21 protein-coding genes are annotated in these 25,134 nt (G+C 62.6%); 10 read left to right on the forward strand and 11 right to left on the reverse strand.

All coding sequences use genetic code 11. The features are described from left to right. Positions 1 to 394 precede the first annotated feature (394 nt). Together FDG13_RS12425 and FDG13_RS12430 are read right to left on the reverse strand one after the other, a co-directional pair. Entirely contained in the window at positions 395 to 763 is a 369-nt protein-coding gene (locus tag FDG13_RS12425; RefSeq protein WP_180128148.1) for a VOC family protein, read from the reverse strand. Between the two features lie 644 nt (positions 764 to 1,407). Beyond that, complete coding sequence (locus FDG13_RS12430; protein ID WP_180128151.1) at positions 1,408 to 2,352, reverse strand: hypothetical protein; 945 nt, start codon at positions 2,350 to 2,352, stop codon at positions 1,408 to 1,410. A 517-nt stretch (positions 2,353 to 2,869) separates the two neighbouring features. Between FDG13_RS12430 and FDG13_RS12435 the strand changes: the two genes are divergently transcribed. From FDG13_RS12435 to FDG13_RS12450, 4 genes are read left to right on the forward strand one after another with little or no spacing between them, the layout of a single operon-like run. After that, on the forward strand, positions 2,870 to 3,682 hold the full coding sequence (locus tag FDG13_RS12435; RefSeq protein ID WP_180128152.1) for a CerR family C-terminal domain-containing protein: 813 nt from the start codon (positions 2,870 to 2,872) through the stop codon (positions 3,680 to 3,682). Further along, positions 3,679 to 5,124 (forward strand): efflux transporter outer membrane subunit, encoded by a 1,446-nt coding sequence (locus tag FDG13_RS12440; protein ID WP_180128155.1) that lies wholly within the window; start codon positions 3,679 to 3,681, stop codon positions 5,122 to 5,124. Before FDG13_RS12435 ends, FDG13_RS12440 begins: the two co-directional genes overlap by 4 nt. A gap of 49 nt (positions 5,125 to 5,173) precedes the next feature. After that, on the forward strand, positions 5,174 to 6,388 hold the full coding sequence (locus tag FDG13_RS12445) for an efflux RND transporter periplasmic adaptor subunit (RefSeq protein WP_180128158.1): 1,215 nt from the start codon (positions 5,174 to 5,176) through the stop codon (positions 6,386 to 6,388). Between the two features lie 12 nt (positions 6,389 to 6,400). Continuing rightward, positions 6,401 to 9,505, forward strand: a complete 3,105-nt coding sequence (locus tag FDG13_RS12450; RefSeq protein WP_180128160.1) for an efflux RND transporter permease subunit — start codon at positions 6,401 to 6,403, stop codon at positions 9,503 to 9,505. On the opposite strand, the gene FDG13_RS12455 is transcribed toward FDG13_RS12450, so the two are convergent. From FDG13_RS12455 to puuE, 6 genes are all read right to left on the reverse strand, one after another. Further along, positions 9,502 to 10,380, reverse strand: coding sequence for a bile acid:sodium symporter family protein (locus FDG13_RS12455; RefSeq protein ID WP_180128162.1), 879 nt, complete (start codon positions 10,378 to 10,380; stop codon positions 9,502 to 9,504). The genes FDG13_RS12450 and FDG13_RS12455 overlap by 4 nt on opposite strands. Then, positions 10,377 to 11,282: a 1,4-dihydroxy-2-naphthoate polyprenyltransferase gene (locus FDG13_RS12460; RefSeq protein WP_218942719.1), complete on the reverse strand. Its 906-nt coding sequence runs from the start codon at positions 11,280 to 11,282 to the stop codon at positions 10,377 to 10,379. The genes FDG13_RS12455 and FDG13_RS12460 overlap by 4 nt, the downstream gene beginning before the upstream one ends. Continuing rightward, entirely contained in the window at positions 11,279 to 12,010 is a 732-nt protein-coding gene (locus FDG13_RS12465) for a class I SAM-dependent methyltransferase (RefSeq protein ID WP_180128165.1), read from the reverse strand. The genes FDG13_RS12460 and FDG13_RS12465 overlap by 4 nt, the downstream gene beginning before the upstream one ends. 132 nt (positions 12,011 to 12,142) lie before the next feature. Next, positions 12,143 to 13,369: an ArgE/DapE family deacylase gene (locus FDG13_RS12470; protein ID WP_180128167.1), complete on the reverse strand. Its 1,227-nt coding sequence runs from the start codon at positions 13,367 to 13,369 to the stop codon at positions 12,143 to 12,145. Positions 13,370 to 13,811: 442 nt separating this feature from the next. Then, the gene (gene uraD / locus FDG13_RS12475) at positions 13,812 to 15,632 is read right to left on the reverse strand and encodes a 2-oxo-4-hydroxy-4-carboxy-5-ureidoimidazoline decarboxylase (RefSeq protein WP_180128170.1); all 1,821 of its coding nucleotides are present in this window, start codon (positions 15,630 to 15,632) and stop codon (positions 13,812 to 13,814) included. Positions 15,633 to 15,762: 130 nt separating this feature from the next. Beyond that, positions 15,763 to 16,725 (reverse strand): allantoinase PuuE, encoded by a 963-nt coding sequence (gene puuE / locus FDG13_RS12480; RefSeq protein ID WP_180128172.1) that lies wholly within the window; start codon positions 16,723 to 16,725, stop codon positions 15,763 to 15,765. Positions 16,726 to 16,816: 91 nt separating this feature from the next. On the opposite strand from puuE, the gene uraH reads away from it, so the two are divergent. Continuing rightward, positions 16,817 to 17,170, forward strand: coding sequence for a hydroxyisourate hydrolase (gene uraH / locus FDG13_RS12485; protein ID WP_180128174.1), 354 nt, complete (start codon positions 16,817 to 16,819; stop codon positions 17,168 to 17,170). 6 nt (positions 17,171 to 17,176) lie between these two features. Here uraH and FDG13_RS12490 read toward each other — a convergent pair whose 3' ends face one another. Next, the gene (locus tag FDG13_RS12490) at positions 17,177 to 17,686 is read right to left on the reverse strand and encodes a hypothetical protein (RefSeq protein ID WP_180128176.1); all 510 of its coding nucleotides are present in this window, start codon (positions 17,684 to 17,686) and stop codon (positions 17,177 to 17,179) included. A gap of 93 nt (positions 17,687 to 17,779) precedes the next feature. Here FDG13_RS12490 and xdhC point away from each other — a divergent pair, with 93 nt between their 5' ends. The 3 genes from xdhC to FDG13_RS12505 are packed head-to-tail and all read left to right on the forward strand — an operon-like array spanning position 17,780 to position 20,205. Beyond that, entirely contained in the window at positions 17,780 to 18,607 is an 828-nt protein-coding gene (gene xdhC, locus FDG13_RS12495; RefSeq protein WP_180128178.1) for a xanthine dehydrogenase accessory protein XdhC, read from the forward strand. A 13-nt stretch (positions 18,608 to 18,620) separates the two neighbouring features. Continuing rightward, complete coding sequence (locus FDG13_RS12500; protein WP_180128180.1) at positions 18,621 to 19,865, forward strand: urate hydroxylase PuuD; 1,245 nt, start codon at positions 18,621 to 18,623, stop codon at positions 19,863 to 19,865. After that, positions 19,858 to 20,205, forward strand: a complete 348-nt coding sequence (locus FDG13_RS12505; protein WP_180128182.1) for a hypothetical protein — start codon at positions 19,858 to 19,860, stop codon at positions 20,203 to 20,205. Before FDG13_RS12500 ends, FDG13_RS12505 begins: the two co-directional genes overlap by 8 nt. Positions 20,206 to 20,224: 19 nt before the next feature. Here FDG13_RS12505 and FDG13_RS12510 read toward each other — a convergent pair whose 3' ends face one another. Together FDG13_RS12510 and FDG13_RS12515 are read right to left on the reverse strand one after the other, a co-directional pair. Continuing rightward, entirely contained in the window at positions 20,225 to 21,196 is a 972-nt protein-coding gene (locus FDG13_RS12510; RefSeq protein ID WP_180128184.1) for a tripartite tricarboxylate transporter substrate binding protein, read from the reverse strand. A 19-nt stretch (positions 21,197 to 21,215) separates the two neighbouring features. Next, the gene (locus FDG13_RS12515) at positions 21,216 to 22,286 is read right to left on the reverse strand and encodes a CDP-6-deoxy-delta-3,4-glucoseen reductase (protein WP_180128186.1); all 1,071 of its coding nucleotides are present in this window, start codon (positions 22,284 to 22,286) and stop codon (positions 21,216 to 21,218) included. A 47-nt stretch (positions 22,287 to 22,333) separates the two neighbouring features. Between FDG13_RS12515 and FDG13_RS12520 the strand changes: the two genes are divergently transcribed. Together FDG13_RS12520 and FDG13_RS12525 are read left to right on the forward strand one after the other, a co-directional pair. Next, entirely contained in the window at positions 22,334 to 23,275 is a 942-nt protein-coding gene (locus FDG13_RS12520) for an SDR family oxidoreductase (RefSeq protein ID WP_255435239.1), read from the forward strand. 45 nt (positions 23,276 to 23,320) lie between these two features. Further along, the gene (locus FDG13_RS12525; RefSeq protein WP_180128188.1) at positions 23,321 to 25,045 is read left to right on the forward strand and encodes a hypothetical protein; all 1,725 of its coding nucleotides are present in this window, start codon (positions 23,321 to 23,323) and stop codon (positions 25,043 to 25,045) included. The last annotated feature ends 89 nt before the right edge of the window (positions 25,046 to 25,134 follow it).

The following is a 25,134-nucleotide window of genomic DNA, read 5'->3' on the forward strand; positions in this document are numbered from 1 at the left end:
TCAGACATGCCAGTTGGCTCAGAAGTTTGGCGAAGTCCCTTTGGTTCATGTCGCACCTCCATCACCGCTCTTCTCCCACACTTTGGGTTGCTGTCCAGAACTTCAACAGCTAATTCAGACATAGCCTCAAACTGGCTTCTAGCCCTCGTTGAATAAGGGCAGGCAGCTATGGTTAATGCAGTAGTTTGAGGCGCTGGTTCGCGTGGCGCCAAGCGGGCGGCGGGGTTGCCGTTCTCCGGCCCCCTCGCGGGCGACGGCGTTGGTCAGCTGGGTGCTAAGGTGTAGCCGCTGCGGGTGCAGGGTGTGCAGCCTGTGGCACCACCTTATTAAACACGCGCGTGTTAGTAAACATGTCCATGTTTAAGGTTGTGCGTCAGAAAAGTACACATTGGGTTCAGTCGATATTCTGGCCAATGCGCCACAGAACACCCGCTGGATCGTAGAGGCAGAAGTCGCGCATGCCCCACGGCTGATCTTCCAACGCTGTCACGCGGACCCCGTATTTCTCAAGCACGCCACTTTGTTGGACCTGCTCCCACCACGCCTGCACATCCTCGACCAGGATGTGCATCATGAAATTCTCGGCAAACGACTCGGCGCAGAAATCCTGGAGCAGGAAACTGACCTGGCCAAAATGAAAGTAGGCGATGCCGCCACCTTCAGAGGCCATCGTGAATCCAAGATCTTTGTAAAACTGTTTGGACAGCTCGAAATCCTTGGATGGAACGAACGCTTTGATTTCAGTGATTTTGAGGTTTGACATCTCGGGCTCCAGGCTACAAGGCCGAACTTGGATGTGTCCCGCAGATGTGCGGGGCAAGCAAGCAGCCGGTTTGATGAAGTGTGTTGTTGTTCACAACAAAAAAAGTGGCTACTCCCGTCTTGCGTTCTGTTGGGCTGCTTGCCCAGCGCCGCAAGCGTATTGGCTGTCTGCACTATAGCCGCCGAGTTCAAAAGGCTTGCTTCTGGATATCAAATCGGCCTGTTTCCCTTGTTGAGTAAGGGCGGGCAGCTATGGTTAATGGTGTTCTTTTTAACCGCTGGTTTGCGTGGCACCAGGCGGGCGGCGGGGTTGCCGTTCTCCGGCCCCCTCGCGGGAGACGGCTTGGGTTGGCTGGGCGCTGAGGTGTTGCCGCTGAGTGTGGTGCGCCGCCTGCCTCTTCACTCGAATGGGTTCTGCGCCCGGCAACCCCACCACTCGCCTTCAACAGTTATGTCTATGAAAGTTGATGGCGGCTATAGGCTGGAAGAGGGCACCTAATTTTCCAGACAGTGGTTATTCAAATTCTATGATTTCGCGCTTGGCATTGGACCTAACTAGCTGACGGAGGGGGAGTGTGTCATTTCCAGAAACGCCACCAAGTTTTGAAATCGGCAGATGACTGGCCTTTGCGGATTATTTCGAACTTAGGTCGCTGCGCCACCAACCGCCTCGTGGGCACTGGCAAGACGTAGATCCTTGCCGGATGGAACTAAGTAGTGCCAGCCAGCGAGCTGCTTTTTGCCGGTTAGTCCCCTGGTCGTAGCAGCAATATCGCCGCTTGGCTCCCGTATTGCCGTGTTGAGCCAACCCGCAATGTTGTCAACAAGTAGGTCCCCCGAAAAGTCATCGCTCTTCGTTGACCGCGTTATCCTAATCGGTGTTGTTTCGCGATCAGGGTCTACGAGATTGCGGAGCGTTGTTTCGGCCTTGGTTCGAACATCATCGTCGCCGCTCAACTTGTCCGACACAACGGTGCAAAGTAGGTCATCGAATCCAAAGCGTCCGCTTTGAACAATTTCTCGATAGTAAAAGGAGTATTGGTCGGCAATCCTCCATGCTGTCAACAGCAGGACGAGGAGCTGGGTATCGGGACCCGATATCTCATGATGTCCAAAGCAATTGATGAACGAATGGCGAAGACAGCGCCGTCCTCGTCCGTCCAAGTAATCGGAGAATCCGATTCCTCGTCCTTCTACTCCCCCGATCAGTTGGTTGTAGGCCTGCAAGACCGCTGCTTCGCTCTGTCGGAGTGCGCGTTCCTGAAACGATAGGCCTGAAATCACCGGTTGCAGGCCCGCCGGAAGAAGCGTGACAGCCCGGCAAAAACGGGCCTTGTAACCCGGACCTGTGCTCCACTTCCGCAACTGCCCAGACGGGAGATTTTGCTTGATGCAATCGATGAGTGCGAGGTACTTCGGATCGGCAGGAAGTGCCGCCTCATGCGTCACTTCCCCAAAGCCATTTGTGAACAGTTGAGGATCTGTCTGTACCACGAGGTTCGCAATGGTGTGCCACTCACCTTCACTCCCTACGGACAGCCAGTCGGTCGGGCTTGCGTCGCTGAAGATGTAGATGTGGGCTGCTGGCATACAAGGGCTCTTTGTTCAGCGGTCTAGCGTTCGCGGTGAGCATCATGATCTTAGGCGCACCTCGGCGCAATGCAGTTGTGGGTCCACTCGACCAAGGGGTTATGCGGCTTTCTTGTAGATGCCATCTTATGTGCTCTTGAACTCAATGGCGACTTCGTCATTCTCTCCGACTACGGCCATATGAATCCTGGCGAAATTTGGGTCGCGAGTTGACGTCTATCAACGTTGCCGTTGGTCTGAACTATAGCCAAGTGGACCATGCGTCTGTATTTCCGCTCACGCTGCTTACCCGCAATTGGCTAACCGCTGAATTTGACTCCCCAGTTCGAGTTCCACAGGCGCTCGCCAGCAGAGGATGGGTAGGGGTGGCGGCCGATTTCTGCGCATTTGGCGGTATGAGGCCGCCGCCCCTACCCATCTCCTGCCACCCAAGGCGCGTCCGCTCAACGGAAAATCTTCACCCTGCTGGCAACCTAGTTAAATCAAACGTTTGATTTAACTAGCTACAATGGCTCGCATGAAACACGCGCCTGACTCACCCGACAACCGGCTTGCCGGGACACCGCCGCCAGCAACCACAGCTGTCACCGCCGTGCGCAGTGATGGCATCGAGGCGCGCCAGCGCCTGATGGATGCCGCGCTGGTGCTGTTTGCCGACCGGGGGTTTGCCAAGACCTCGATCCGGGAGATTGCCCTGGCGGCGCACGCCAATGTCGCGGCCATCAGTTATTACTTTGGTGATAAAGCGGGCTTGTACCGCGCCGTGTTTTGGGACCCACGCACCAACCCTCGCCTGGCCAATGACGTTCGTGAAGGTGCCGAAGTTGATTTGGAGACCGCATTGCAAGGTTTGGTGCGGGCGGTGATGGCGCCCATCAAACTGGGTGAAGCGATGCAGCGTTGTATGAAGCTGCATTTCCGCGAAATGCTGGAGCCCACCGGTTTGTGGGCTGAAGAGATTGAGACCGACATCAAACCGACCCACGCTGCGCTGGCGGCGGCGCTGTGCCAGCACCTGGGTTTGACCCAGGCGGATGACGACATTCACCGTCTCGCCTTCACGCTGATGGGTTTGGGCATCACACCGCATGTGGCGGGCGACGCAGTGGCAGCCATCCGGCCCACGCTGCTGGCGACGCCCGAGGCGATCGATGTGTATTGCGACCGACTGGTCAGTTATGGCATGGCGATGGTGGAGGCCGAAGCCAGGCGTCGCCAGAGCCCCACCGCAGAGTCCCCCGCTGTGTCATCCGCCACGTCATCAAGCCGCCAAACCCTCGTGGCAGAGTCTGTCACCCCGCCGCCTTACCTTGTGCCCCCCTCACCATGAATTTCAGAATCAAGCCTTTTGCCAGCCTGTCCCTCACCGTGCTGGCGCTCTCTGGCTGCGCCAACCTGATGCCACCGGCCCAGGTGCCGATGGTGGTGGCGCCTGCCTGGCAGGCACCGTTGCCGCACCAGGGCACCGTGTCCTCTTTGTCGAACTGGTGGCAGCAGCAGGGTGACCCGCTGCTGGTCGAGCTGATTGAAGCGGCGCAAGCCGCCAGCCCGTCGGTGGCGCAGGCTGTGAGCCGTATTGCCACCACCCGTGCCAACCAGGCCACCGCCAACGCCGCCCTGATCCCGAACCTGAGCGCTCAGGCCAGTGCCAGCCGGGGTGTCAGCCAGCCCGATGTGCCGGTGGCCACCAGCTCGCAGGCCGGGGTGCAAGCCGCCTGGGAGCTGGACCTGATTGGTGCGAACCGTGCGGTCAGCCGCGCGGCCCAGGCGCAGGTGGAAGGCAGCCAGGCCCAGTGGCACGATGCGCGGGTCTTGGTTGCTGCCGAGGTGGCCAACACCTATTACAGCTTTGCCAGTTGCACCCGCCAGCTGGGTGTGGCCGAGCGTGACGCGGCCTCGCGTTTGGAGACCGCGCGTCTGACCGCCATCAGCGCCCAGGCCGGTTTTGTGGCGCCGTCGGTGGCGGCACAAGCCCGCGCCAGTGCGGCCGAGGCCAACAGCCGCCTGACCCAGCAGACCCGTTTGTGTGAACTTGATGTCAAAGCCCTGGTGGCGCTGACCGCGGTGCCCGAGCCTGATTTGAGGCAAAAACTGGCTCTAGCCCAGGTGAAGCAAGGGCAGTTAGCTACGTTTGCCGTAGCGTCTTTGCCGGTTCAGGTGGTGTCACAACGCCCCGATGTGTTTGCCGCCGAGCGTGATGTGGTGCTGGCCAGCGCCCAGGTGGGTAGCGCCAAAGCGCAGCAGTGGCCGCGTTTGAGCCTGAATGGCAGCATTGGCAATCTGCGTGTGCGCAGCGGCGCCAGCACCAGCGAGGTGTCGACCTGGTCGTTTGGCCCGCTGGCTCTGAGCCTGCCGCTGTTTGACGGTGGCCAGCGCGCAGCCAATGTGCAGGCGGCCTACGCGGCCTACCAGTCCGCCGTGGTCACCTACCAGGCCAAGGTGCGCCAAGCCGTGCGTGAGGTGGAAGAGGCCATGCTGACCCTGCGCAGTGTGCAGACCCGCCAGGGGGATGCCGAGGTGTCCACCAAAGGGTATGCCGAGGCACTGGCCGCCACTCAGCAGCGTTTTGACCAAGGCCTGGCCAGCCTGATGGAGTTGGAGGATGCCCGGCGCAGCGCGCTGGCCGCCGAGTCCAGCGTGTTGACATTGGCGCTGGAGCGCCAGCAGGCATGGGTGGCGCTGTACCGCGCCGTCGGTGGCGGCTTTGAGCCCGACAACTTGTCCACCCCAACGCAAACGCCTGCGCTGGCCCGCACCCACACCGCCTTGTAAGCGGCGTTGTTCCGGCCACCGTCTTTTTGTATTCCAACGATTTTTTGTCATGAAGCTCATCCAACTCAAACCCCTCACCCTGGGCCTGATGGCCGCTTGCCTGCTGGTCACCGGTGGCCTGGTGCTATTGGCCCTACAGCCCACTGCGGCCGATGCCGTCACCCCCAGCGCCACCAGCAAACCCGCGCTCACGGTGACTTTGACCCAGGCGCGCGCTGGCACGCTGCCGATCAAACTCACTGCCAATGGCAACCTGGCCGCCTGGCAAGAGGCCAGCATTGGCGCCGAGGCCAGCGGCCTGCGGGTGCAAGAGTTGCTGGTGCAGGTGGGTGACCGTGTGCAACGCGGGCAGTTGCTGGCCCGTTTTGCGCCCGAGAGTGTGCAGGCCGATGTGGCGCTGGCGCGTGCCGCCCTGAATGAGGCCAACGCCAACGCGCTGGAGGCCAGTGCCAACGCGGACCGTGCCCGCGCCGTGCAGGGCAGCGGTGCCTTGAGCGCCCAGCAGATCAACCAGTATTTGACGCAGGAACTCACCGCCCGGGCCCGTGTGGAATCTGCCAAAGCCCAGCTCGACACCCAGCTGCTGCGCCTGAGCTACACCCGGGTGCTGGCGCCCGACGCCGGCATCATCTCCAGCCGCAGCGCCACCGTGGGCTCGGTCATTGGCGCGGGCACCGAGATGTTCCGTCTGATCCGCCAGGGCCGTCTGGAGTGGCGCGCCGAGCTGACCTCCAGCGAACTGAGTCAAGTGGCCGTGGGCACCCCGGTGCTGGTCACCGCCCCGGGCGGCGCCCAGACCCAGGGCCGGGTGCGCATGGTGGCACCCACGGTGGACGCCCAGACCCGCAATGGCCTGGTGTATGTGGACCTGGCTGCCCCCAAGGGAGGCAAGACGGCCCAACCGGCAGCGGGCGCGCTGGAGGCTTTCAAACCCGGCATGTTTGCCCGGGGCGAGTTTGCGCTGGGCAGCTCCAGCGCCATGACCCTGCCACACAGTGCGGTGCTGGTGCGTGACGGCTTCAGCTACGTGATGCGTGTGGGGGCCGACAACAAGATCAGCCAGCGCAAGGTACAAACCGGCCGCAGACTGGGTGAGCAGGTTGAGATCCTGGCAGGCGTTGCGGTGGACGACCGGCTGGTGGCCAGTGGTGTGAGTTTTCTGACCGAGGGTGACCTGGTGCGCGTGGTGGATGCCAGCGCCACGCCTTCCAAAGAAAAAAGCACACCAGCCCTTGTAGCACCTGGGCAAGAAGCTAGCAAATAAGGAGCATTCAAGATGAACGTCTCCGCCTGGTCCATCCGAAACCCGATCCCGGCAGCCATGTTGTTTGTGCTGCTGAGTGTGGCTGGTTTGTTGTCTTTCCGGTCCATGAAGGTGCAGCAAATGCCCGACCTGGACCTGCCCATGGTCATCGTTTCTGCCGCTTTGCCGGGGGCTGCACCGGTGCAGCTGGAGACCGAGGTTGCCCGCAAACTCGAGAACGCCGTGGCCCCGCTGCAGGGTGTGAAAAACATCTACACCAAAGTGAACGACGGCAGTGTGTCCATCACCGTTGAGTTTCATCTGGAAAAACCCACGCAGGAAGCGGTGGACGATGTGCGCTCTGCGGTGCAAGGTGTGCGCGCCGACCTGCCCACCGAGGTCAACGACCCGGTGGTGCGCAAGATGGACTTGGCCAGCTCACCCATTCTGGCGTTCACGGTGCGGGTGCCCAGCATGGACGACGAGGCGCTGAGCTGGTTTGTCGACAACACCCTGACGCGCCGCCTGTTGTCGGTCAAAGGCGTGGGTGCCATCAGCCGGGTGGGTGGGGTCACGCGCCAGGTGACGGTGGCGCTGGACCCGATCAAGCTGCAGGCGCTGGGCGCCACGGCGGCCGAGATCTCGCGCCAGTTGCGCCAGACGCAGCAAGACACCGCCAGTGGCCGCGCCGACTTGGGTGGCGGCGAACAACCGATGCGCACCGTGGTCAGTGTCAAAACAGCGGCTGATCTGGCGCAGTTGCAGATCTCACTCAGTGACGGTCGGCGGCTGCGGCTCGATCAGGTGGCCGAGGTCAGCGACACCGTGGCTGAGCCACGTTCTGCGGCCTTGCTCAACGGTGTGCCGGTGGTGGGGTTCGAAGTCACCCGCAGCAAGGGCGCCAGCGAGGTGGAGGTGGGCGCGGCCATTCAGCTGGCGCTGCAAGAACTCAAAGCCCAGCACCCGGACATGGAGCTCACCGAGGCCTTTGACTTTGTCACCCCGGTGGCTGAGGAGTTTGATGCCTCGATGGTGCTGTTGTACGAAGGCGCCATTCTGGCGGTGGTGGTGGTCTGGCTGTTTTTGCGCAACTGGCGCGCCACGGTGGTATCGGCGGTGGCGCTGCCTTTGTCGGTGTTGCCGGCCTTCATTGGCATGGCTTACCTGGGTTTTTCGGTGAACGTCGTCACCCTGCTGGCGCTCTCGCTGGTGATCGGTGTGCTGGTGGACGACGCGATTGTGGAAGTCGAGAACATCGAGCGTCACCTGCACATGGGCAAACCGCCGTACCAGGCGGCCATGGAAGCCGCTGATGAAATTGGCCTGGCGGTGATTGCCACCACTTTCACGCTGATCTCGGTGTTTTTACCCACCGCGTTCATGAGCGGGGTGGTGGGCAAGTTCTTCCGCCAGTTTGGCTGGACGGCGGCGCTGGCGGTGTTTGCCTCGCTGGTGGTGGCCCGTATGCTGACCCCGATGATGGCTGCCTACATCATGAAACCCAGCCCGCGTGCCCACAAAGACCCCTGGTGGATGGCGCGTTACCTGCGCTGGAGCGCCTGGGCGCTGCAACACCGCTGGCTCACCATGGCGGCAGCGGGTGTCTTTTTTGTGGGCTCGCTGCTGCTGATTCCGCTCTTGCCCAAGGGATTCATCCCGCCGGACGACAACTCGCAGACCCAGGTCAGCCTGGAGCTGCCACCGGGCGCCACCCTGGCACAGACCCGTGTGGCGGCAGAGGCCGCGCGCCTGCTGCTGATGAAGGTGGACCATGTGCAAAGTGTCTACACCACCATCGGCGGTGGATCGGCCGGTGCCGACCCGTTCCAGGGTGGCGGTGCGTCGGAGGTACGCAAGGCCACACTCACCGTGTTGTTGACCGAACGCGGCCACCGTCCGCTCAAACAGGGTATTGAGGACCACATCCGGACAGCCATGGCTGAGCTACCCGGTGTGCGCAGCAAGGTCGGCCTGGGTGGCAGTGGCGAGAAGTTCCAGCTGGTGCTCAGTGGGGATGACCCGCAGGCGCTGGCGATAGCGGCCAACGCGGTCGAGAAAGACCTGCGCACCATTCCCGGCCTGGGGCAGATTGCCTCAAGTGCCAGCCTAGTGCGTGCCGAGGTCGTGGTGCGCCCCGACTTTGCCCGCGCTGCCGACCTGGGTGTCACCAGCAGCGCCATTGGTGAAACCCTGCGGATTGCCACGGCGGGCGACTACGACTCGGGCCTGGCCAAACTCAACCTGAGCCAGCGCCAGGTGCCAATTGTGGTCAAGCTCAGTGATGCGGCGCGGCAAGACCTGGCCCTGCTGGGCCGCCTGAGTGTGCCCGGCACCCATGGCCCGGTGATGCTGAGCCAGGTGGCCGCCCTGACGCTGTCCGACGGCCCGGCAGCGATTGACCGGCTCAACCGCTCGCGCAACATCAACTTCGACATCGAACTCTCGGGCGTGCCGCTGGGGGATGTGGCCGCTGCGGTGGACCAGCTGCCCTCGATCCGCGCGTTGCCAGCGGGTGTCAAGCAACTGGCGCTGGGTGATGCCGAGGTGATGGGCGAGCTGTTCACTGGTTTTGGCCTGGCCATGTTGGCGGGGGTGTTGTGCATCTACATCGTGCTGGTGCTGCTGTTTAAGAACTTCCTGCACCCGTTCACCATCCTGACGGCCTTGCCGCTCTCGCTGGGTGGGGCGTTTGTGATGCTGCTGGTGACGGGCAAGAGTTTTTCGATGCCGTCCTTGATTGGTCTGATCATGCTGATGGGCATTGCCACCAAAAACTCGATCCTGCTGGTGGAGTACGCCATCGTGGCGCGTCGTGGCCATGACGGCAGCGACGGCCACCCGGTGGTGGCGCCCATGAGCCGGGTCGATGCTTTGCTGGATGCCTGCCACAAACGCGCCCGCCCGATTGTCATGACCACACTGGCCATGGGTGCAGGCATGTTGCCGATTGCGGCGGGTTGGAGCAGTGCCGATGCCAGCTTTCGCAGCCCGATGGCGGTGGCGGTGATTGGTGGCCTGATGACCTCCACCGTGCTGAGCCTGCTGGTGATCCCGGCGGTGTTCACCGTGGTGGATGACTTTGGCGACTGGGTGCTGCGCTTATTTGGGCGCGGCCGCCGCGCCAATCCAGCGTCCTAGGCTGCCGAGATGTGCTGGCTGTTGCGCCGCAGGCGCATCACCAGCACAAAGGCAATCGCCCCCACATTCATCAGCAGCGCATAAACCACGCTGGGGGCGCTCATCGCGGGTGAGGCCAGCAATTGCAGGCAGACAAAAATGCCCAACGCCGAGTTCTGCAAACCACATTCGGTGACGATGGCAATGCGGTCCGCGTGGTGCAGCCGGGCCTGTGTGGCCAGCAGGTAGGCCGCGCCCAAAATCAAGGCGTTGAGCAGCAGTGTGGCCGGGCCCAGCGTCGGCAGGTGTTGCCACAACACGGCACGCTGGTCCCAGAAGGTGGCCAGCACAATCAGCAGGAACAAGGTGGTGGCCACCTTGGACGCCACCGGCTCCAGCCGCGCCACCAGCTTCGGAAATTGCCAGCGCAGGGCCATGCCCAGCAGCACCGGCAGGGTGGTCAGCAGGAAGATGCTGCGCACCATCGGGAACAGTGGCAGCTGCGCTGTCAGGCTGCTGCCCATAAAAACTTGCAGCGCGGTGTTGACGATCAGCGGCAAGCTCAGCATCGAGGCCAGGCTGGTCACCGCGGTGAGTGAGATCGACAACGCGGTGTCACCCCTTGCCAGGTGGGTGAGCAGGCCCGAACTGACCCCACCCGGGCAGGCCACCAGCACAATCAGGCCCACCGCCATCACCGGGTCCAGCCCGGCAAAAGTGGCCACGGCAAACCCGGCCAGCGGCACCAACAGCATCTGCCCGACCAGCCCCACCAGCAGCGCCCTGGGCCGCTGCGCCACCCGGCGAAAATCGGCCAGCACCAAGGTCAGACCCAGGTAAAACATGATGAAGGCCAGCGCCAGCGGCAACAGGGTCTGCACCACGGCCGGGTTCACAGGAACACCCCGGCTGAGAGCAACAGGCCCAGCAACAGCCCCAGCTTGGCGGTGGCGCCCAGCAGCTGGTTCAGCTGCGCGCCCGAGGCCTGGCGGCGCAGTTGGGGCAGCAGTTTGAGCGCGTAGGGAATCGCCAGCCAGGCCAGCATGGCCCCGGTGTGCCCGAGCCAGGCCAAAGCCAGCACCAACCCAAAAGGCAGCAGCACCATGACCGCATAGGCACGCGCTGCACCAGCGTCCCCGAGCCGGGTGGCCAGGGTCAGACGGCCCTGGCGCAGGTCGGCCTCGTGGTCGCGGTAGTTGTTGACCAGCAGCACCGCAGCCGCAGGCAGGCCCACCACCGCGCCACCCAGCCAGGGCGCCAAGGTGGTGCTCTCACTTTGCAACCAGTGGCTGCCAGCCACGGCCAGCAGGCCAAAAAACACCAGCACAAACAACTCACCGAGTGCGCTGTGTGAAATCGGGTACGGCCCGCCCGAGTAGGCCCAGCCCGCAATCAGCGAGCAGATGCCAATGGCCAGAATCGGCCAGCCCCCTTGCCACACCAGCAACAAGCCCAGCAGCAGCGCCAGCCCAAAACTCAAGGCCGCTGCCCGGCGCACACTCTGCGGTGTGGCCCAGCCTGCGGCGGTAACACGTAACGGCCCGATGCGGTCCGGCCGGTCGGCACCGCGCTCAAAGTCGGCCACATCGTTGTGCAGGTTGGTGCCGATCTGGATCAGCAGCGCACACAGCAGCGTCACCACAAACACCGGCCACAGCGGCGCGGCGCCATCGGCCCAGGCCAAGGCCGAGCCCAGCAGCACCGGGGTGGCGGCCATGCTCAGGGTGCGCGGGCGGATCGCGGTCCACCAGACCAGCAGGCGAGAGGAGGGCACCCCCAGCATCTGTTCAGATTTCATTGAGGGCGGGTTCCATAGTGCAGGCAGGCGATGCCAAAGGACAGGTTGTTCCAGCGGATGTTTGTGAAACCCGCCTGGCGCATCAGGTCGGCAAAACCCTGCTGGTTCGGAAAACGCCGGATCGACTCCACCAGGTACTGGTAGGCAATCGGCGCGCGGGCCACCAGCGCACCCAGGCGCGGGATCACCAAAAAGGAATACAGGTTGTAGATTGGCGCCAGCCAGAACGCGGGTTGCGAGAACTCCAGGCAGACAAACTGGCCACCGGGTTTGAGTACGCGGTGAATCTCGGCCAGCGCCTGCTCCAGGTGCGTGGCGTTGCGCAGCCCGAAGGACACGGTGAGCAAGTCCACACTGGCGTCTGCCAGCGGCAGTTGTTCAGCCTCACCCACGAGCCAGTGGATGTCGGTCATGTCGGGGCGTTGCTGGCCAACCTGCATCATGGCTTGGTTGGGGTCACACACCGTCACGTGCCGCCCAGGTGCGCGCAGCAGTCGCGCCACATCACCGGTGCCGCCCGCCAGGTCGATCACCTGGCCCTGGATATCTTGCACCGAGCGGGCTAATCTGCGCTTCCACAGGCGGTGGATGCCCATACTCATCAGGTCGTTCATGAGGTCGTAACGCGGGGCCACGGCGGTGAACACCGTGCGGATGCGGTCGCGGCGCTCAGTGGAGTTGACCGATTCGCGGCCAAAGCTGTGGTTGATCTCGTGTTCTTGGCGCATCAGGTCGGTGGTCTGGCAAAAGTCTGGCCGCAGCAGCTGGCAGGTGGCCCAAGCACCTGCGACACGGTTGGCGCCGCAGGTGAGAAACTGTCAATTTTAGTTGACGAATGTCGAACGCCCGACCGACACGGCTCACAACAACTCGTGCAGACTGCGGGCGATGACCTTGGTGGCGCGGCGCAGGTCGTCGAGCACCAAATGTTCGTCAGCACGTTTGGCGTTGGACTCGCGCACGGTGCGCGGCCCGGCGCCGTAGATCACACCGGGGATGCCGCGCTCGACAAACAGGCGCACATCGGTATAGAGCGGTGTGCCCAGTGCCGGGATCGGCTCACCAAACACTTCTTGGCCATGTTTCTGGATCGCGTCCACCAGCGGCTGGTTGCCCGGCAGCGGTTTCATCGACTGGGCCAGCAAAATGCGCCGTACGTCGACGGTGACACCGGGTGAGGCTGCAGCGGTGTCGGCAATCAACTGGCGCAGATTTGCTTCGACTTGTGTAGCGTCTTCCTCAGGAATCATACGGCGGTCGAGCTTAAATGTCACTTTGCCGGGAATCACATTGGTGTTGGTGCCGCCCGAGATCAGGCCCACGTTCAAATACGGGTGGGTGATGCCAGCCACCTGCGAGGTGAGGGTGGCGCGGTAGATGTCGTTTTGGGCGTAGAGCACGTTCAGGATCTTCACCGCGGCTTGTAAAGCGTCGACCCCTGACTCGGGAATCGCGGCATGGGCCATCTGGCCGTGCACCGTCACTTCCAACTGCAGGCAACCGTTGTGCGCGGTGATCACCTGGTAGCTGAAACCGGCTGCAATCATCAGGTCGGGCTGTGTCAACCCCTGCGCCAGCAACCAGGCCGGGCCGACCTCGCCGCCAAACTCTTCGTCGTAGGTCAGCAGCAGGTCGATCTGGCCCTGGGCTGGTTTGGCCACCGCTTCCAGCGCACGAATGGCAAAGGCGTAGGTGGCAAAGTCGCATTTGCTGACCGCAGCCGCACGGCCATAAATCTTGCCGTCCACGATTTCGCCACCATACGGGTCATGTGTCCAGCCCTCACCGGGCGGCACCACGTCGCCATGCGCGTTGAGCGCAATGGTTTTGCCACCCGCGCCATAACTGCGGCGCACGATCAGGTTGGTGATGCTCTGCAGCCCGGCAGACTGCACCTCAGAGGCAGGCACCGGGTGTTTGTCAGTTGTCAGGCCCATGGCCTCAAACAATTCAGCGGCACGTTCAGCGTGTGGCGCGTTGTTGCCGGGTGGGGTGTCGGTGGGCACCTGGATGAGTTGCTGCAAAAACGCCACCTGTTCGTCAAAGTGGGCGTCAATCCAGGCGTCGAGTTGGTCTTCAGTGGTCATGGGGTGTTTTGGGTGGGTTGTGTTGTCGGTTGCGTTTTTATGCTGGCGCTTCAGCGCGCCGAGGGTGGACTCGGTCTAGCGCCTCGGATAGGCGCTGCGCAGCAGCCGGTGGGGGCGTCCGCCTCATACTGGGGTACCAGAAATCGGCGGCCACCCCCACCGGCTGCTGCGCCGAAACTGTGGGTGGTTTTACTTGGGTTGTGGATACCGAAAGTCAATTCACTGAGTCGGCTGGTGAGCGGTTCGGTCTGAGTGACCTTGGTTGCCCGGGTCACCTGGGCGGCGAGCGAGGTGGGGCCTGTGGGCGGCTGACGATTTCTGGTACCCCAGTATGAGGAAGCTGCCCACAGGCCCCGCCTCGCGGGGTGTGCCAAAAACGCTGGATCAAGGCTGTCTTCACAGCCTGCGCTGTGTTCGGCCAAGTCAGACAAAGGCCAAAGTTTCAAACTACCTGCTCCAGCAGCTGCATAAACGCCTCCACCGCCAGCTGCATGTCATCACTGGTAGTGGATTCCAGCGGGTTGTGGCTGATGCCGGCGTTTTGGCCGCGCACAAACAACATGGCTTGGGGCATCAGTTCGTGCAACTTCATCGCGTCATGGCCGGCGCCGCTGGGCAGGTGGTAGACAGGCAGTCCTAGGGCGGCCACGGCGGTCTCCCAGCGTTGTTGCCAGAGGGCGTCGCTGGGCGCGGCGCTGGCGCGCATGGTTTCCTGCAGCGTGAACTGCAGCCCCCGGCGCTGGCAGATCTGCGCCAGGGTGGCGCGCACATCCGCGTCCAGCGCATCACGCTGGCGGTCACTCGGCGCGCGCAAATCCAGGCTGAAGCAACAACGCCCCGGCACCACATTGATGCTGCCGTTGGGCACGTTGAGCTGGCCCATGGTTGCTACAGAGTCGCCGTCCTGCGCCGCGCGTTGCTCCAGGTAGAGCGCCAACTCGGCCACGGCACAGGCGGCGTCAAAGCGCTGGGCCATCGGGGTGGTGCCGGCGTGGCTGGCCACACCGGTGACTTCACCGAGGTAACGCACGCTGGCGTTGATCGCGGTGACGATGCCCAGCGGCAGGTTCAGCGTGTTGAGCACCGGACCCTGTTCGATGTGGACCTCGACAAAACCCAGGTACTGCGCCGGGTCACGTTTCAGGGCGCTGATCGCTTGCAGGGCGGCGGTTTTGTCCGCACCACCGAGCCCGGCCTGTTGCATGACCGCCAGCATCGACACGCCATCGGCATCCAACTGGTCTAGCCAGCTGGCATCAAAACTGCCGGTGAGCGCGCTGGAGCCCAGAAACGTGGCTTTAAAACGCTGGCCTTCTTCCTCGGCAAACGCCACCAGCTCAATCGCAAAGGGCAGACGTCGCCCGGCGCGGTGTAGTTCGCGCACACAGGCCATCGGCACCACAATGCCCAGGCGGCCATCGTATTTGCCGCCGTTGCGCACGGTGTCATAGTGGCTTCCGGTTAACAGTGTTTTGGGGCTCTGGCCCTTATTGGGTAAGGGCGAGCTGCTACTATTTTTGTCAATCGCCTCATATCGCCCGACCACATTGCCTACCGCGTCGATGGACACAGCATCGAACCCACTTTCCAGCATCCAGCCCCGGATGCGTTCGGCGCAGGCGCGGTGGGCATCCGTCAGGTAGGTCACCGTGAGCTGGTTCTGTTCCTTGTAGCCAGGCTCCGAAAACTCGGCCAGTTGCTCTTGCCAGTCCCACACGGCATTGCCCAGCGTGGGGGTGAGACCAAACTTGTCGTTGAGGCGAATCTCGGCAATGCGGTGGATGTTGCGCAGGCATTCCTGCAGCTCCAGGTCGGGGTGGTGGCGCAGGCGGCGCTCAAAGGTGGCGACGATCTCGGTCCGGCTTAAACCGGTGCCACGTGGCCCACGCACCGCCAGGATAAAGGGCCAGCCAAATTGGGTGTTGTAGTCGGCATTGAGCTGCTGCAGCTTAGCAAATTCGGCCGGGCTGCAGTTCGTCAGGCCCGCTTTGCTTTGTTCGTTGGTCGACTCGGCCGTGAGGTTCTGGCTGACCATGGCTTTGCCAGCCAGCTCGGGGTGGGCGCGGATCAGGCTCAGCAGGGCTTCGCGCGGGGCCGTACTCACCACCTGGGTCAACAGGACTTTGAGCTGGGCCAGCGACTGGAACGGCCGCTGCTGCAGTGCCGCCTCGGTTATCCACGGGCTGTGTTCGTAGAGGCCGTCGAGCAGCTGCAAGGCCTCTAGTTTGGAGGCGGTGTTGAGTTGGTCCAGGGTTAAGGGCATGGTGTTGGTTATTTAAGTCGGCGGCAGATGCAGCCCAAACGCTACATCTGTAAGAGCACTTGATCCATGTTTTATGAGGGCTAGCGGCCGAAAAACATATCAATCAGGCGCACATGAACTCAAGCAAATCTCAGGCCACCGCCGCCGCGTCATATGGGTGCACCGAACGCCAATGCCGTGCAATGTCCAGCCTGCGGCACACCCAAACATGCTCGTGTTGCCCGATGTGGTCCAAGAAACGTTGCAACGCGGTGATGCGCCCGGGGCGACCCAGCAGGCGGCAGTGCATGCCCACACTCATCATCTTGGGGGCGTTCAAGCCATTCGGGTCACCCTCGGCGTAGAGCGCATCGAAGGTGTCTTTGAGGTACTGGTAAAACGGGTCGGCGTGGCTGTAGCCTTGGGGCAGGGCAAAACGCATGTCGTTGCAGTCCAGGGTGTAGGGCACGATCAGCTGTTGCGCCAAACTGCCGTCGGTTTTTTTCACGTCCATCCAGAACGGCAGGTCGTCGCCGTAGTAGTCGGCGTCGTAGGCAAAACCACCAAAGTCGGCGACCAGGCGGCGGGTGTTGGGGCTGTCGCGCCCGGTGTACCAGCCCTGCGGCCGCACACCCATGAGTTTGGTCAAAATCTCCATGCCGCGTGCCATGTGTTCACGCTCCACCGCTTCGGGAACGTTCTGGTAGTGGATCCAGCGCAAACCGTGGCAGGCGATCTCGTGGCCCAGGCTCTGGCAGGCCTGCACCAGCTCGGGGTAACGCTCCAGCGCCATGCTGACGCCAAACACGGTCAGTGGCAGGCCGCGTTTCTCAAACTCGCGCAAGATACGCCAGACACCGGCGCGAGAGCCGTATTCGTAGATGCCCTCCATGCTGATGTGGCGCTCGGGGTAACTGGCCGGGTTGGCCATTTCCGAGAGGAATTGCTCGCTGCCCGCGTCGCCGTGCAACACGCAGTTTTCGCCACCTTCTTCGTAGTTCAGCACAAACTGCACCGCAATGCGGGCCTGGTTGGGCCATTGGGCGTGGGGTGGATTGGGGCCGTAGCCCTTCAAATCGCGCGGGTAGGGTAGGGTGCTGTTGTAGTGGCTCATGGTGTGAAATCAGCGTCAGACAGGGTTGGCTGGCATGATAGCTGCGTCGTTTAGGCCCAATACACTTTGACCTTATTTTGAGGACACATCCATGGGATTGAGTACACATGTGTTGGACACCATGCACGGCACACCGGCGGCAGGCATGTCGGTGGCGCTGTGGGCCACCGGTGCCGGTGCACCGCGCCTGATCAAACAGCTGGTGCTGAATGCCGATGGCCGCAACCCCGACGGCCTGCTGCTCGATGCCAGCAGCCTGCAGCGCGGCACCTACCGTCTGGTGTTTGAGGTGGCGGCTTATTTCAAGGCTCTCGGCGTGGTATTGCCCGAGCCCAACTTTCTGGACCAGGTGAACCTGGACTTTGGGGTGGCGGATGCGGCGGCGCACTACCACGTGCCGCTGTTGGTGAGCCCCTGGAGTTATTCCACCTACCGGGGCTCCTGAGTGGTGTTAATACTGCCCTTCGGTCAGGGTGTCGAGCTGGAAGGTGCCGCTTTTGTGCCACAACCAAGTGTCGGTGTAGGTCACCCGGCCCATGCGCACCGGCACCGGGTAGGGTGCGGCGGCACGCACCGTGTGTTCGATCTCGGCAATCACCTCGGGCGCGTGTTTGGGCGCGCGCATCCAGCTGGTGCCGGTGACGCGGCCTTTGTTGTCCACCTCAACCTGCAGCACACCAATCGCATACAGCAGCGGCGGCATCTTGCCGCGGTAGATGCGGTCGGCGTTTTTGGCGTACAGATGCTGGGCTGCGTCACGCCGGTAGGCGCGCGGGGTCACCGCCTGCGACACCAGAGCCGGTGCGGCGGCGGGCGGCGGTGGGACAACCACCGGCGCGGCGGGTGGTGCAGGCGGCGCCTTGGGTGGGCTACTGCAGCCACTCAGCAAGGCCGCCAGCGTCGAGGCCAGCGCCAGGCCCCAGCTGGCTTGGCGAGTGTGTTGCGGGGTGAACAGGTTCATGGTGTCTCTTTTGGGCAGGATGTGCAGGTGCGCTACTGTGCCGCAAAAACGCCGTGTTTGGCAGGCTTTGTGGCCCTCATTGGGTAAGGATTTGTGACAGTGTTGGCAGCTTTTATTCAGAATCTGGCCACCCAGGACGCGGTGCTGGTCACGGTGCAGGCCTCGCGCGGCTCGGTGCCCCGTGAGGCCGGTGCCTGGATGGCCGTGTTTGCCGGGCACACCCAGGGCACGGTGGGCGGTGGCCAGCTGGAGTGGCAGGCCATGCAGGACGCCCGGGCACAGCTTTTGTCTGGCGAGCACAGACAACTGCGTCGCTACCCGCTGGGGCCAGCTTTGGGCCAGTGTTGTGGGGGTGAGATGACGCTGTTATTTGAGCGCGTGGGTGCCAAGGACGTGCCCTCCCTGACCCAGCGTTTGACGGCACAACAAGCCAGCTGGCCGCTGGTGGCGCTGTTTGGGGGGGGCCATGTCGGGCGGGCACTGGTGGCGGTGTTGCAAACCCTGCCGCTGCGCCTGCACTGGATCGACAGCCGTGACGAAATTTTCCCGGACGAGCTGCCGACCCAGGTGCTGTGTGAACATTCCCAGCCGGTGCAGGCCGCGGTGGCAGACTTGCCATCCGGCGCGCTGGTGCTGATCATGAGCTTCAGCCATGCCGAGGATCTGGACGTGGTAGCGGCTTGCCTGCTGCGCCAGCGCCAGCAGGCCGATCTGCCGTTTATCGGCCTGATTGGCAGCCGAACCAAATGGGCCAGCTTCAGCCACCGCCTGCTGGCGCGTGGTTTCACAGCCCAGGAGCTGGCCCGGGTGACTTGCCCGATTGGTGTGCCGGGCATTGTTGGCAAGCAGCCAGAGGTGATTGCGGTGGCGGTGGCGGCACAACTCTTGCAAGTTGTCGGGCAGACGTCGTCTGGACATTAAAAAGGGATAGTGGATGGAAAGTTATTACCTCGATTGGGCCAACCTGCTGCTGCGCTGGGTACATGTGATCACCGCGATTGCCTGGATTGGTTCCTCGTTTTATTTTGTGTTTCTGGACAGCAGCCTGACCCCGCCCGAGGACGAAGACCTCAAGAAACAAGGCGTCAGTGGTGAGTTGTGGGCGGTGCACGGCGGCGGTTTTTACCACCCGGTGAAGTTCGCGGTGCGCCCGCCGCAGCTGCCCAAACACCTGCACTGGTTTTATTGGGAGAGTTACACCACCTGGCTCACCGGCTTTTCGCTGTTCACCGTGTCCTACCTGTGGAGTGCCACCACTTACCTGATTGACAAGTCCAAGATGGACTGGTTGCCCTGGCAGGCGATCACGGTGGCGATTTTCTTTCTGGTGATTTTCTGGCTGTTGTACGACCTGATCTGCCGCCTGTTTGGCCAGCGCAAACACGGCGATGCCATCGTGGGCGCCCTGGTGTTGGTGCTGGTGTGTGTGGCCAGTTGGCTGGCCTGCCACTGGTTTGCCGGACGCGCTGCCTTTTTGCTGGTGGGCGCGATGATGGCCACCACCATGAGCGCCAATGTGGCGCACTGGATCATTCCGGGCCAGCGCAAGGTGGTCGCTGCGATCAAGGCCGGTGAACCGGTGGACCCGATCCATGGCAAACGCGGCAAACAGCGCAGTGTGCACAACACCTATTTCACGCTGCCGGTGTTGTTTGCGATGCTCAGCGGCCACTACAGCTTCACCTACACCCACCCGCAAAACTGGCTGGTGTTGATTGCGATGATGTTTGCCGGTGCCGCGATCCGCCAGTTTTTTGTGCTGCGCCACGGCTTCAAGCTCGGGCGCAATGGCAACCCCTTGCCTTACGCGCTGCTGGGTGTGGTGGTGATTGCCATGATGATCGTCTGGCTCAAACCTGCGCCAGAATCCAGCACCCCGCAAGCTGCTGCGTCTTCCATAGCGGGTAGCCCAGGTAATACGGGGGCTAGCGGCCAAATCTCTTACAAAACTCTGCAAACTGTGCTGGAGCAGCGTTGTTACCTGTGCCATGGTGAGGCGGTGCAGTCCAAGGGTTTGCGTTTTGACAGCCCGCAGTTGGTCCAACAAAACGCGGCCAACATCTACCAGCAGGTGGTGGTGAGCAAACTCATGCCCATGAGCAACACCACCCACATCACCGCAGCTGAGCGGCAGATCATTGCGCAGTGGTACTTGTCCGGGGCCGGTGTGGATGAGTAGGCGCCTGCGCCTGGCCACCTGTGTGCTGACGGGTGCAGCTGGGCTGCTGGCCAGCCCTGTCGCTGTGTTGGCGCAGTCCGCCAGCACTGGCAGTGTTGTGCCGTTGCTGATCCAGCAGCGGGGTCAGCAACAAGAGCAGCTGATCCAGGGCCAGGCCGCCACCCAGTTGAGTCGGCGTCAGGCCAACGCGGTGGTGCAGGCGCCGCAACCCGCCGTGGCGCCGGTTGTCAGCCCTGTCTCATCCCCGCAACCCGTGACGCAGGCCGATGTGCTGCGGCAGCGGCAAGAGCGTATCCGTCGCCTCAACGCCGCCAAGGTTGAGCCAGCGGCCCAACCTTGATCTCGCTCCGTACGGGCGTTTAGTCCACCTTGGCGCCGGAGGACTTGACCATGGACTCGTATTTGCGGCGCTCGCTGTTCATCAACGCACCAAACGCCTCGGGGGTGCTGGGTACCGGCTCGGCCAGCAGGGCCGCAAAGCGGGTTTTGGTCTCAGGCGCGTTGAGCGCGGCCACAAACGCGGTGTTGAGTTTGGTGATCACGTCCTTGGGTGTGCCTGCGGGTGCCACCAGGCCCCACCAGGTGTCGACCGCAAAACCTTTGAGGGTATCGGCCACCGGTGGCACACCGGGCAGTGCGCTCGACGCGGTCAGGGTGGTCACCGCCAGCGCCTTGAGTTTGCCAGCCTTGATGTTGGGTGCGGCGGTGGACAGGTTGTCAAAGTTGTAGTCGACCTGGCCGCTGAGTAGGCCCAGCTGCGCCGGGTTGCCACCGTTGTAGGGGATGTGCACCGCAAAAATACCGGCCTCTTTTTTGAACAGCTCCCCGGCCAGGTGACCGGCGCTGCCGTTGCCGCCGCTGCCGTAGTTGAGCTTGGCCGGGTTGGCCTTGGCGTAGGCGATCAGGTCTTTCACACTGTTGATCTTCAGGCGGGCGGCGGTGTCGGCATTCATCACCAGCACATTGGGCACCCGCACCATCTGGGTGATCGGGGCAAAGTCGGTGGCGGCGTTGAATGGCATCTTGCTGTACAGCCAGGGATTCACCGCGTGGGTGGCGGTGGCGGCAATACCAATGGTCAGACCGTCCGGCGCCGCCTTGGCCACCGCGCTTGCGCCGATGTTGCCACCGGCACCGGGTTTGTTGTCGATGATCACGGTGCCCAGGCTGTCCTTGACCCGTTCGGCCAGGGCGCGTGCGGTGATGTCAAGCGGGCCACCGGCGGCGTAGGGCACGATCAGGCGGATCGGTTTGTCTTGCGCCTGTGCCAGCGGCATCAGGGTGGCGGCGGCCAGCGCCAGGGTACTCAGCAGAAATGATCGGGTGTGCATGACAGGTCCTTGTCTTGGGTTAAACAATGGCGCCGTCCGCAGCCTTGTCGGCCTCGGAGGTGAATGAATCGGCATAAAACTCGTCGACCGGCAGCCCGGCCTGGATGTAGTCGCGCTGGGCAGACGCCACCACAATCGGCGCACCACAGGCATACACCTGGTAGGCCGACAGATCGGGTGTGTCCTGCAGCACCGCCTGGTGCACAAAACCGGTGCGCCCGGTCCAGCCGTCCTCAGGTAGCGCGTCGGACACCACCGGCGCATAGCGCAGGTTCGGCATCTCGGCCAGCTTGGCCTGCACCCAGTCCGCCATGTATAGGTCGGCCGGGCGGCGGCCACCCCAGTACAAAGTGGTGGGGCGGCTGATCTTGGCAAACTGCATGTGTTCGATCAGCGCCTTGAGCGGGGCAAAACCGGTGCCCGAGGCCAGCAGGATGATCGGTTTGTCGCCGCCTTCACGCAGGTAGAAGCTGCCAAAAGGCCCCTCGATACGCAGGATGTCGCGCTCTTTCATCGTGCCAAACACCTGGTCAGTGAACTTGCCACCGGGCATGTGGCGGATGTGCAGTTCGATGCCTTCGCCCGCCGCCAGGGTGTGGGGTGCGTTGGCCATCGAATAACTGCGGCGCAGGCCACCGGGCAGCAGAAAGTCGATGTATTGCCCGGCGTGGTATTGAAAAGCTTCGTTGGCGGGCAACTGCAGCTGCAGGCGCATCACGTCGTCTGACTTCTTCTCCATCAACTTGAGGCGGGTCGGCATTTTCTTGATCGGGAACGCGCCCTCGGCCGTGACCTGGCGCGACTCCAGCACCACGTTGCTGGTGGCTGTGGCGCAGCAGGTCAGCACAAAACCCTGGGCCAATTCTTCGTCGCTGATGGCCTTGGCCTGGTAGCTGCCGTGTTCCACGCTGCCGCTGAGTTTTTTGCATTTGCAGGAACCACAGGCGCCGTCTTTGCAGCCATAGGGCAGGTTGACACCCTGGCGGATGCCACCGGCCAGCAGGGTCTCGCCAGGGTCGACGCTGAATGTGCGCAGACTGGGCTCCATGGTGACCTGAAAAGTGGTGGGGGAGGTGGCGGCAGAGCTCATGTTGTCGTTATCCTAGGCGCTGAAATCAAAACTGGAAGGATCACATTTTGCCCGCATTAACAAGCACGTCTCCCCTTTTGTACGCCACCCGACCTGGCGCCTTGCCCGCCCGTTTCCGGCGCGAACGTGTGCTGCTGGTGGGCTGTGGTGATGTTGGCCTGCGTGTGGCGGCCCTGATGCACCGCCAAGTGCGCCTGCTCGCGCTGACCTCCAGCGCCGCCCGCCTGGCCGAGCTGCGTGCCCAAGGCATTACCCCGCTGCTGGGCAACCTGGATGAACCGCCCAGTCTGCGCCGCCTGGCCGGTCTGGCGACCCGCGTGGTGCATCTGGCGCCGCCGCTCGAAAGCGAAGCGGGCGACCCGCGCACCCGCGCGCTGCTACGGGTGCTGCGCAGGCGTAGCCAGCCCGAGTCGCTGGTGTACGGCTCCACCAGTGGTGTGTATGGCGACTGCGAAGGTGCGGTAGCTACAGAAACAAGAGCTGTCAACCCTTTTACATCAAGGGCTAGGAGGCGAATTGATGCGGAAAGACTGGTGCGCCACTATGGCCGCGCCACGGGTGTGCCCAGCACCGTGCTGCGTATTCCCGGCATCTACGCCCCCAACCGCGTGGGCGGCACACCGCGTGAACGCCTGTTGCGCGGCACACCGATGCTGCGCGCCGAAGACGACGTCTACACCAACCACATCCACGCCGACGACCTGGCGCGCGCCTGTGTGGCCGCCCTGTGGCGCGGCGCCCCGCAACGGGTCTACAACACCAACGACGACACCTGCCTGAAGATGGGTGAGTACTTTGAGCTGGCCGCCGACCTGTACGGCCTGCCCCGGCCCGAGCGCCTGTCGCGCGCCGAGGCACAACAACGCCTGCCACTGGCCCTGCTGAGCTTCATGAGTGAGTCCCGGCGCATGGACAACACCCGCCTGAAAAAAGAGCTGCGCCTGAAGCTGCGTTACCCGACGGTGGTGCAGGGGTTGGCGGGGTCATGAGCGGCTCATAACCTGTCGTCGCCACAAGCGCAGGAGGGCACCCGCATGGCTTCGAATGACGAGCTCAACTCAACCCAGTGGATCGCGCTGATCGCTTTTTTACTGTGTCTGCTGGTGCCACTGGCTGTTGGTTTGGCGGTTTGGATCAAGCGCCGCTACGCCAGGGCCGTGGTTGACTTGCAGGCCAAAACTGCGGTGAGCCACACCGTGCTCCCAACCGAGCCGCATGGCGCCCCAACAACCGACTTGCCGCTGGCGACAGCTGACTTGCAGCAATCCTGGTGTGCGGCAGATGCCTTCCAGCCAGCAGGGGCTGATGACCCCACCCGGCCTGCGCGTCGTCTGCGGGCGTGGGTGTTGTGGATCCAGTTTGTCAGCGGCTTGCTGTATTGGTGGCTTCTCTTGATCATTCTGGTTTTTGGGATTGCGCTCTTGTCGACCATGACCGGTCAAAAGTTCGGAGACAGTGCCCCTTTGGCCACCTGGATCACACAACTGGTGTTGTGGCCCATGCTTGTGCTGCCAGCAGCTTTACCCTGGGCATTTCAAGCGTGTGTGAGAGAGTCCCGTGTTTGGGCGGTTTTTGCCCTGGTGATGCTGTGTTTGGGCCTGGGTTTGGTTTTTGCGGGTTTGGGCTGGCTGGGCAGCGGCATTTTTTTGTTGTGCGCTGTACTACTGGCGTTGACCCTGGTCACATTCATGCGTCCGGCGGTGCGCGGTGCTGGCCCGCCTTTGGTCGCTGCATTCACCGTGGGCCTGTTGGTGTTCTGCACCCTGATTTGGGTGCTTGTTCTGTTTGATGACTCACCTGACACGGAACCAACGCTTCAGGACTGGCTTCTTGCGGGGGGGACCTCTGTGGTGTTGCTCGGCATCGCGGCGTACGGCTCATGGCGCATGCTGATGCGCCTGGCGCGCCGGTACACCGAACGCAAGTTCAGCGAGCAGCAGCTGGCCTTGGGTGCCTACTGGGCACTCGTCACATCCTTCATGGCTACGGTTGTTTTGATGATGTCGTTCGAGCAGCGCACCCAACACAGCATGGAGTGGCTGGGGACTGCCATTTTGGTGTCTTGGTTGTTATGGCGCGTTGTGCAGCGTGTGGCCTTGCGTTGGACCATTCGACGCGCGCCCCAACCCTTGGGTGCTTTGTTGTTGCTGCGTGTGTTCAAACCCTCAGAGCGCTCAGAGGCCTTCACCGACCGCTTTCTGGCGCGCTGGCGTTTTGCAGGCCCGGTGTGGATGATTGCAGGCCCCGACCTGGCGGGTGCCTACCTGGAACCGGATGAGTTCTTTGCCTATCTTCAGCGCAGTTTGCACCAGCGCTTTATCACCGACGCAGACAAGCTCAAGCAGGCACTGTTGACGCTGGATCAGACGCGTGACCCCGACGGCCGCTGTCGCGTTCATGAGTTGTTCTGTGCGAACACCAGCTGGCAGGCCACGGTCTTGTCCTTGATCGACCAGGCCGCCGTGGTGATGCTTGACCTGCGTGAGTACAACGACCAGCGTGCTGGCACCCGGTTTGAGCTGGAGGCCTTGTTACGCCGCGCACCCCTTGAGAAAGTGCTCGTGGTGGTCGGTAAAGACGATGACAGCCAACACATCGGGCAGGAGATCACCGCCATCTGGCAAGACATGGCAGGCCAGCGTCAGGAGACCAACACACCAAACAGCTTGCAAGTGCTTAGCGTGGGCGAGGGCACGGACGCGGAAATGCGGGGCCTGTTTTGTGCCGCAGCCCAGGCCGCTCGCGGCCAGGGTGTTTGAGTTTGAAAGAGCCATTGCTCCAAGCCCTGGCGTTCGCCCTGACCGTGTCGAAGCCCTTTGACGACGCGCGCTACGACCGCGGCATCCAA

It is taken from the genome of Rhodoferax sp. BLA1 (assembly GCF_013416775.1).
Taxonomy (GTDB): Bacteria; Pseudomonadota; Gammaproteobacteria; order Burkholderiales; family Burkholderiaceae_C; genus Rhodoferax.

Excerpts from the sequence above, each read along its gene's own strand:
- FDG13_RS12425 (WP_180128148.1), bottom strand. The coding sequence starts at position 763 with ATGTCAAACCTCAAAATCACTGAAATCAAAGCGTTCGTTCCATCCAAG.
- FDG13_RS12430 (WP_180128151.1), bottom strand. The coding sequence starts at position 2,352 with ATGCCAGCAGCCCACATCTACATCTTCAGCGACGCAAGCCCGACCGAC.
- FDG13_RS12435 (WP_180128152.1), top strand. The coding sequence starts at position 2,870 with ATGAAACACGCGCCTGACTCACCCGACAACCGGCTTGCCGGGACACCG.
- FDG13_RS12440 (WP_180128155.1), top strand. The coding sequence starts at position 3,679 with ATGAATTTCAGAATCAAGCCTTTTGCCAGCCTGTCCCTCACCGTGCTG.
- FDG13_RS12445 (WP_180128158.1), top strand. The coding sequence starts at position 5,174 with ATGAAGCTCATCCAACTCAAACCCCTCACCCTGGGCCTGATGGCCGCT.
- FDG13_RS12450 (WP_180128160.1), top strand. The coding sequence starts at position 6,401 with ATGAACGTCTCCGCCTGGTCCATCCGAAACCCGATCCCGGCAGCCATG.
- FDG13_RS12460 (WP_218942719.1), bottom strand. The coding sequence starts at position 11,282 with ATGAAATCTGAACAGATGCTGGGGGTGCCCTCCTCTCGCCTGCTGGTC.
- FDG13_RS12465 (WP_180128165.1), bottom strand. The coding sequence starts at position 12,010 with ATGCGCCAAGAACACGAGATCAACCACAGCTTTGGCCGCGAATCGGTC.
- FDG13_RS12470 (WP_180128167.1), bottom strand. The coding sequence starts at position 13,369 with ATGACCACTGAAGACCAACTCGACGCCTGGATTGACGCCCACTTTGAC.
- uraD (WP_180128170.1), bottom strand. The coding sequence starts at position 15,632 with ATGCCCTTAACCCTGGACCAACTCAACACCGCCTCCAAACTAGAGGCC.
- puuE (WP_180128172.1), bottom strand. The coding sequence starts at position 16,725 with ATGAGCCACTACAACAGCACCCTACCCTACCCGCGCGATTTGAAGGGC.
- uraH (WP_180128174.1), top strand. The coding sequence starts at position 16,817 with ATGGGATTGAGTACACATGTGTTGGACACCATGCACGGCACACCGGCG.
- FDG13_RS12490 (WP_180128176.1), bottom strand. The coding sequence starts at position 17,686 with ATGAACCTGTTCACCCCGCAACACACTCGCCAAGCCAGCTGGGGCCTG.
- FDG13_RS12500 (WP_180128180.1), top strand. The coding sequence starts at position 18,621 with ATGGAAAGTTATTACCTCGATTGGGCCAACCTGCTGCTGCGCTGGGTA.
- FDG13_RS12505 (WP_180128182.1), top strand. The coding sequence starts at position 19,858 with ATGAGTAGGCGCCTGCGCCTGGCCACCTGTGTGCTGACGGGTGCAGCT.
- FDG13_RS12510 (WP_180128184.1), bottom strand. The coding sequence starts at position 21,196 with ATGCACACCCGATCATTTCTGCTGAGTACCCTGGCGCTGGCCGCCGCC.
- FDG13_RS12515 (WP_180128186.1), bottom strand. The coding sequence starts at position 22,286 with ATGAGCTCTGCCGCCACCTCCCCCACCACTTTTCAGGTCACCATGGAG.
- FDG13_RS12525 (WP_180128188.1), top strand. The coding sequence starts at position 23,321 with ATGGCTTCGAATGACGAGCTCAACTCAACCCAGTGGATCGCGCTGATC.